Below are 5685 nucleotides of genomic sequence, written 5' to 3'. Positions count from 1 at the left end.
GGCACCGAGGCGTACTGCTCCAACGAGCCGCGATTGCCGCTGTTGCACTCCGGACCGTCGGGATTGAGCGTGATCAGTCCCAGTTCGCCTGCGGTGCCATGATGCCCAACAAACAGCTTGCCGTCCAGAATAATGGCGCCACCAACACCCGTTCCCAACGTCAACAAAATCAGGTTGCGAAACCAGCGGCCCGCTCCTAACCAAGCCTCTCCAAGTCCGGCGCAGTTGGCGTCGTTGGCGATCGTCGTTGGGCGTCCGGTTTTGGCTTCTAGCCAGTCTGCCAGTGGGACATCATGCCACCCCGAAAGGTTGATGGCAACTCTGGCAATTCGCCCGGTTGCGTCAGCAGGACCGGGGGTGCCAACTCCGATCGCGACTGCCTCTTGGCTAGGGTCTATGTCAGCGATCGCGCGGAGCATGGCTTCAAGGACGGCATCGGGGGTAGCAGGCTGGGGCGTCGGCACGCTCAACGACTGCACGCACGCACCGTCGTGCCGAAACCGCCCTAGCTTTATTGCCGTTCCGCCAAGATCAATGCCCAGCACGTGTGAATTGCTGCTTTCAACTGCGCTCTTGCTGTGTATCAATCGAAGTTGCTTTACTCAACGCTTGAAATTCTACAGCAATCTCCCTCAGCCATGAGAGAAACTAAATTAGCGATCGCTGTGAGCAAAACCGGAGCTAAACTCAAGGGTGATCGACCTCCACTCGCGGGTCCAGCCGTTTTCATCGTGTGGCACTTCGTAGACAATCTCTAATCTCCCTCTAATCTCCAAAGTTCATGAACTGAATCTCGTATGAACAAACAGGTTGAGAACAGTGAAAAATTCCGGTTGAGATTGCTAAGGGAGCGTGCTGGACTCACGTTGCCAGAATTGCCCAGGCAGGTTGGTGTATCCGATCGCAATGTTTGGGATTGGGAGCGAGGTTTAGTCATGCCTAGACTCGATCGAGCTGTTATTTTAGCTAGAGCCTTGAACGTCTCCCTTAAAGATCTGTGTCGGGCAATCGGGATTGAAGTGGAAGATTTGCCCAGCAATTGACGATCGACACAATGTGAAACCGCGATGAATCAATGCAGCAGTAACACATTCGGCTATGCAATTCTAGATATTTTCTTGTAGTCTTCCTCGTGAGCCTGGATAGCGTCCCAAATATCAACTTTCTGCTGAAGATTGAGCCAGAGCTGAGGACCATTTCCCAACGCTTTCCCAATACGAATTGCCATGTCTACAGTTACGGGTCTGCGACCTTGAACAATCTCATTAACCGTGCGGCGAGATACCCCAAGTACTTCTGCAAACTTGGTCTGAGTCATACCCATATCTTCAAGTACATCCTCAAGGGCTTCTCCAGGATGTACAGGTCTGGCTTGCCTTCCATCGATAAGTTTCTGTAACTCTTCCATAAACTTGACTGCTGCGCTTAAAGCGAAATTTCTAATCTGAATTTGTAGTTTCAGTGATAATCTTCAAGGTCTATTTCGTATGCATTGCCGTTTTCAAATCTAAATGTAATACGTCAATTTCCTGACACTTTAATTGACCAGATTCCTTTTCGATCGCCTTTTAGTTCGTGTAAATCATAGCCTGGTAATCGTATGTCGCTTACCGTCACTGCTGAATCGATCGCTTCAAGCCTTCTTCTTATCTTCTTTTCAAACTCTTTGGGAATTCCTCTTGAAACATTTTTCTTCAACAACTTTTCTAGTGCTTTGTTCTTAAACGTCTCTATCATGAACATGTCTTAAATTTCTTATAAAATTTGCTCCGTACATCATCGTAAATGAGTTTAATAATATGAAAAAAGTAATAGAGCAGCTTACAAAACTGCTTTATTACTGTAACTTGGTAGGTTACAAATGTCAATTAATGATAAAGCCTTCTGGCGTGTAGCTAACCGCACTTGGCTCACCCTCCTGTTGGGAGTTACCCTAGTCGTCGTTGCGCTGACCCAACCAAGCTCGACGATGGCATCTCCCCAACTGCTAACTGATCCATTTCTGCAACTGCCCACCGAATCCTCAGTTCGCGTCGTGTGGTTTACCGAGTTTGCCGGAGTGCGCCACACCGTTGCTTACGGTCCCGACTTGAAGCAAACCGCTGTTGCCACCACAATGCGCCTTAGCCGCACTCGTGAAGACGCAGACTCGAAGCTGCCAACGCCTGCTCCGAAACTGATTGATCGCCCGATTTGGCGACACGAGGCAGACGTCACAGGACTGCCCCGCGATCGACGGCTTCCCTACCGCGTCACTAGTGTGCGAGAAGACCGTGCCTCAGTCAGCAGCGCAACGTTTTCGCTGGCAGCGGCTCCCTCGCCCGGAAAGCCACTGAAGATTCTGCTGACCTCTGACCATCAGCTAAAACCACTGGCTGCGGCAAACATCCAGAAAGCGGTGGAGACGATCGCGCCCATCGATGCCGTGCTGTTTGCTGGGGATTTGGTCAATGTGCCCGATCGTGCCTCCGAATGGTTTGACTGTTGCAGCGGTGGAGCGTTTTTCCCGGTGTTGCAGGGTCGCGCTAGCTACGAGCTAGAGAAAAACGGGGTCAAAACCCGCTACCGAGGTGGTGCTGTGCTGCAACACGCGCCGATGTATACGGCGATCGGCAATCACGAAGTCATGGGGCGCTTCTCTAGTAAGACTGGACTGAACGCGCAATTCAGCGACGCCTTTCCCCGCCACGCAGCGGCAGCGCAGCACCGTCGCAGCAGCGATGCCAAGTCGATCGACTGGATTAAAAACAACTCGTTCAACACCGACACCTACGAGGAAATCTTTTCCTTGCCCCAGAGTCCGCAGGGTGGAAAGCGCTACTACGCGACGACCTTTGGCGACATGCGTTTAGTCGTCCTTTACGCGACGAACATCTGGCGCGTGCCGAGCCTAGGCGCCGATTCCAGAGGCAAATATCGCGAACGAGAGCAGGACTTCAACAAGCCGGAGAACTGGGGCTGGGGGCAGTTTATCTTTGAGGCGATCGATCGACACAGCGCTCAGTACGCTTGGCTAAAGCAGGAACTCAACAGTCCAGAGTTCAAGCGAGCAAGATACAAAGTCGTGATGTTGCACCATCCGCCGCATTCGCTGGGTGAGAATAGCGTTCCAGCGTACGCCGACCCAGTGCAAGTGATTGATCGCGACCCCTCCGGCAAAATTACCGCCATTCGCTACGAGTATCCTCGGCAGGCAGACGTGCTGATTCGGGATGTGGTGCCGCTGCTAGAATCGGCGGGCGTGCAGCTTGTGTTCTACGGACACTCGCATCTGTGGAATCGCTTCGTCAGCCCGAGCGGAATGCACTTCCTGGAAACCTCCAACGTTGGCAACTCCTACGGCGCGTATGTTAGAGATACCCAGCGCAACGTTCCCACGAACTACAAAGAAACCTACGCCGCAACGGGCGATCCGCATGGCGCCGAGCCAGTTATGCCCACGATCGCTCCGCTCCGAGACGCCAACAATCAGCCAATGCCCTACATTGCCAACAATGACATTACCGTCTTCAGCGTCTTTGACACGGCAACCGGAACCATCAGCAGCTATCGGTTCGATACGCGATCGCCCCGATCTGCCGTTGTCAAGTTCGATGAGTTCACGCTCAAGCGTTGAGGTCAAGGATGAATAAGCAGCTTGAAACTCCCAATCTGCCGTGGCTTCATGAATTGGCAAGCTGTTCCAGCACCAATACGTGGGCGATCGCCCACGCGGCTGAACTGGGTCACGGCGATGTGGTGTTTACTCGCCATCAAACAGCAGGACGGGGACAGCACGGGCGCGTTTGGTACGCGCCTGCCGGAGTGCTGACGGCAAGTTTCGTGCTCGATCGCGTGTCTGTGGCGCAGCTACCCGGACTTAGCCTTGCAGCGGGACTAGCAGTGATTCACGCCGTTGAAGCGTTAGCGCCTGATTTACAAGCAGCGCTGCGTCTGAAATGGACGAACGATGTGCTGATCGAGGAGCGAAAACTAGCCGGAATTTTGTGCGAAGCGGCGTCGAGCAGTCGCTCTAGCCATACTCGCGTTGTCGTAGGAGTTGGACTCAATCGCTGTGCAGATTTCTCTGAACTTGATGCCACGATCGCCCGCCGCGCCATTAGTTTGCATCAGGTTGCTCCGGTGCCAGAAGAACGAGTGCTCTTTCAGCACCTGCGGCACCATCTGATGCAGACAATCGAGGTATCTGCTCACTCGGGACTCGCCGATCTGCTGCCAGAGTTGCATGAGCGGGACGCTCTACGCGATCGCTGGGTGACTCTGGAGTTGGCGGGCACGCACGTTTCTGGTCAGGCACTGGGTGTGGATGCGATCGGTCGCTTGCGGCTGCGGCTATCGGATGGTCAAGTGCGCGCCTTTTCATCGGGACGAGTGGTGAACTGGAGTCGCCAGCAGGAATCACCGACTGCGAACTGCTAATTCGCTCCAGCAGCACTGCCGTTTTGCCGATCGACTGGTAGCATCAGGGTAGAATTGGCTACCAACCAAGTTGAGCGTTCCCTATGCCCCGAAAGGAACAAGGCTGGATTACGTTTCAATCCTCTGAGGAGGAACGAAAAATTCTGGAAGATTATTGCCAGCAGTCGCAGCGCACCAAAACTGAAATCTTGCGGGAACTCGTGCGAAATCTTGACCGCACGGCAGCAGAGGTTCCGCCGTCCTCACCTCAGCCGCGATCGTCCGAGCGGCAATTAACTCCAGAACCGCTGCGTGAGCCGGACGCTCCAAAAACGTTAAAAATCAGCGCTCGCAACATTCTGTCAGCACGAGTGAAGCGAGTCGTGTGGGGATCGGTCAATGCCGAAGTCACCTTAGAGATTGACCCTGCGGCTCTGATTTCCATCATTACCAGAACCTCTGCCGAACAAATGGAGCTAACCGAGGGTAAGCAAGTGTACGCCGTGATTAAATCGAGCAGCGTCATGCTGGCTGAAGATTAAGCCTCCAGTAGAAGTAGTCGCAAGGGATCTAGATAAACAGCCCAGGGAGCGGGACGGTCCTTCAGCGTCAGCCATGTTTCCTTGAATACTTCCGCTTGCACATGGTAGTCCTGCGAATGAGTCGGCGGCGCACTGAACTTGAGAAACACCGTCATGCGATGCGGCGTTTCGCTGGTGTTGACGAGCCAGCAAGGAAAGGTATTAGAAGACTGAGTCGGTGATTCCACAAATTTAATCTGATGGGCGCGGATGCCGACGTAGGCGATGCGATCGGGAATTGAAGTTGCCACCTGAAGCGAAATGCCCCAGTCGATCGCGTCGAGGCAATCAGTCGCCGAGGCGATCGCAGCTGAGAAATTCTTACAGCCCGTCAGCTGGGCGATGGCGAACGTTTTGGGGTACTCGAAGATCGCTTGCTTAGAACCGTGCGCGATCGCCTGTCCCCTGTCGATTACCAATAAATTGGGACACAGGCGATACGCTTCCTCCAGATTGTGGGTTACGAGCAGTGTCACGCCCGGGTAGGTCTCAAGTCGGGCAATCATTTGCTGCTCGATTTGGCTGCGGAGATGCGTATCCAGCGCCGAAAATGGCTCATCCAGCAGCAGCACCTCTGGCTCACTAGCTAATGCCCGCGCCAAGGCAACGCGCTGTTGCTGCCCGCCCGATAGCTGATGGGGATAGCGATCGCCCAATTCTGCTAGCTGTACTGCCTCAAGCTGTGCCGCCACCTGCTGCCGGATCG

8 protein-coding genes are annotated in these 5685 nt (G+C 53.8%); 4 read left to right on the top strand and 4 right to left on the bottom strand.

Annotated elements, in window-relative coordinates:
* The coding region (locus H6F43_RS13725) for an ROK family protein (RefSeq protein ID WP_347272414.1) at positions 1-545 on the bottom strand (545 nt) is incomplete at its 3' end.
* Positions 546-797: 252 nt separating this feature from the next.
* Between H6F43_RS13725 and H6F43_RS23175 the strand changes: the two genes are divergently transcribed.
* Complete coding sequence (locus tag H6F43_RS23175) at positions 798-1043, top strand: helix-turn-helix transcriptional regulator (protein ID WP_190343300.1); 246 nt, start codon at positions 798-800, stop codon at positions 1041-1043.
* 53 nt (positions 1044-1096) lie between these two features.
* Here H6F43_RS23175 and H6F43_RS13715 read toward each other — a convergent pair whose 3' ends face one another.
* Both H6F43_RS13715 and H6F43_RS13710 read right to left on the bottom strand, forming a co-directional pair.
* Positions 1097-1408, bottom strand: a complete 312-nt coding sequence (locus H6F43_RS13715; protein WP_190343299.1) for a HigA family addiction module antitoxin — start codon at positions 1406-1408, stop codon at positions 1097-1099.
* A gap of 113 nt (positions 1409-1521) precedes the next feature.
* Complete coding sequence (locus tag H6F43_RS13710; protein WP_199290341.1) at positions 1522-1737, bottom strand: type II toxin-antitoxin system RelE/ParE family toxin; 216 nt, start codon at positions 1735-1737, stop codon at positions 1522-1524.
* 232 nt (positions 1738-1969) lie between these two features.
* Here H6F43_RS13710 and H6F43_RS13705 point away from each other — a divergent pair, with 232 nt between their 5' ends.
* The 3 genes from H6F43_RS13705 (at position 1970) to H6F43_RS22315 (ending at position 4940) form a co-directional block, all read left to right on the top strand.
* On the top strand, positions 1970-3616 hold the full coding sequence (locus H6F43_RS13705) for a metallophosphoesterase (protein ID WP_199290344.1): 1647 nt from the start codon (positions 1970-1972) through the stop codon (positions 3614-3616).
* Positions 3617-3624: 8 nt separating this feature from the next.
* On the top strand, positions 3625-4419 hold the full coding sequence (locus tag H6F43_RS13700) for a biotin--[acetyl-CoA-carboxylase] ligase (protein ID WP_190343297.1): 795 nt from the start codon (positions 3625-3627) through the stop codon (positions 4417-4419).
* Positions 4420-4502: 83 nt separating this feature from the next.
* Positions 4503-4940 carry a molybdopterin-binding protein gene (locus H6F43_RS22315; RefSeq protein ID WP_190343296.1) on the top strand — a complete coding sequence of 146 codons (438 nt, stop codon included), beginning with the start codon at positions 4503-4505 and terminating at the stop codon, positions 4938-4940.
* Here H6F43_RS22315 and H6F43_RS23170 read toward each other — a convergent pair.
* The coding region (locus H6F43_RS23170) for an ATP-binding cassette domain-containing protein (protein ID WP_190343295.1) at positions 4937-5685 on the bottom strand (749 nt) is incomplete at its 5' end. The two genes, H6F43_RS22315 and H6F43_RS23170, sit on opposite strands and share 4 nt — an antisense overlap.

Source organism: Leptolyngbya sp. FACHB-36, assembly GCF_014695955.1.
In the GTDB taxonomy this organism is placed as follows: Bacteria; Cyanobacteriota; Cyanobacteriia; order Leptolyngbyales; family Leptolyngbyaceae; genus FACHB-36.
The sequence above is the reverse complement of the archived record's forward strand: the minus strand, read 5'-3'. Positions and strand labels throughout refer to the sequence as shown.